We start from the raw sequence: 1,445 nt of genomic DNA, 5'->3' as shown, positions 1-1,445 counted from the left end.
TGGACTGACCCCATAAAGTTGGATGGTTCATATTAAGCGGCTCTCAGAGCCTGGGTTCGGTACTCTACCGGACTCAGGCCTTTTAATTTCAGGCTTATCCGCTCGTTGTTGTAGTAATGGATATAGTCCTCTACGGCTTTTCTTAGCGCACTGACACTCCTGAACTCCCTCAGATAAAAACACTCCGATTTCAGGGTCCCGAAGAAGTTTTCCATCACTGCATTATCCAGGCAGTTTCCTTTACGCGACATACTCTGCGTCATCCCATGCGCCTTTAAACGTTCCTGATAGCTCCTCATCCTGTAATGCCAGCCCTGATCCGAGTGCAGCAGCGGAGCATCTCCCGGTCTGAGCTTCGGGAACGCACCGTCCAGCATCGTATTCACCATCTCCATCACCGGCCTTTCCGACAGGCTGTAGGCGATAACCTCCCGGTTAAACAGATCGAGAACTGACGACAGGTAAAGCTTTTTTCCCTGTACCGGGAACTCTGTCACATCTGTTACCCATTTTTCGTTGGCTTTTGACGCACCGAAGTTCCGGCTCAGGATATTGGGCGCGGCCTCGCCCGTTCTCCCTTTCCAGGCACGATATTTTTTCGCCCTTATCACAGACCGGAGTGACAGTTCTGCCATCAGCCGCTGCACTGTTTTATGGTTTATCCGCAGCCCCTGTTTTCTCAGTGCGAGCGTGATCCTGCGGTAGCCATAACGACCTTTGTGATAGTGGTATATCTTCCTGATGTTCTCTTTAAGACCCGCATACCTGTCCCCTTGCTTCAGTGCATTCATATTGTAATACCACGTGCTACGGGACATACCGGCCGCCCGCAGAAGGTCCCGCAGAGCGTGTTCATGCCTTAGTTCACTGATTATCACGGCTTTTTGCCATTTTTTTCGCTCTGAACCAAGGCTTTCAACTTTTTTAGATAGGCATTCTCTGCCCGCAGATAACGCAGTTCGGCCCTGAGCTCTTCGGGGGAGAGTTTTTCCAGCTCTTTATCTGTCAGTGGTGGGATATTTTTTGGCTTTGTCATTTGTCCGGGCCGTCCGCATTGCATGTTTAAAAGACCTTCCGCTCCGGCATCGTTGTACACGTCGAGCCAGCGCCGGACAAGTATTTCTGCGGAGAGATTAAACCGGGCAGCCGCTTCACGCATCGTCAGGCGGTCACTGATAACCGCCCGGACGACCACGAGTTTAAATTCATCGGAATAATGATTATTTTTTGCAGTCAGGCCTTCTGCACCGTGGAACTGCCATGCCCTGACCCAGCGACGGACAGATGTTCTTTCAATACCAAAAAGGTCGGCTGTACTCTGTTCTCCGTCTTTACCGGACAAATAATGATTAACCACAGCCAGTTTTGTTTCAGGGGAATACTTTGGTTTAGCCATAAAACTGCACCTTACTCAGTTGGGTGTCCAACTTTTGGGGTGCAGTCCA

At 50.4% G+C, this 1,445-nt stretch carries 1 protein-coding gene; it reads right to left on the bottom strand.

Translation table 11 applies throughout. The features are described 5' to 3' along the window. Nucleotides 1–32: 32 nt before the first annotated feature. A protein-coding gene (locus tag RRF55_RS27090; RefSeq protein ID WP_094338735.1) for an IS3-like element ISKpn1 family transposase occupies nt 33–1,396 on the bottom strand; the annotation gives its coding sequence in 2 pieces (ribosomal slippage) (nt 33–928 and nt 928–1,396; 1,365 coding nt in all). Nucleotides 1,397–1,445: the final 49 nt, after the last annotated feature.

The sequence above is a fragment of the Klebsiella sp. K47 genome (assembly GCF_051858335.1).
Lineage (GTDB): Bacteria > Pseudomonadota > Gammaproteobacteria > Enterobacterales > Enterobacteriaceae > Klebsiella > Klebsiella pneumoniae.
This window is presented reverse-complemented; position numbering and strand designations above follow the sequence as displayed.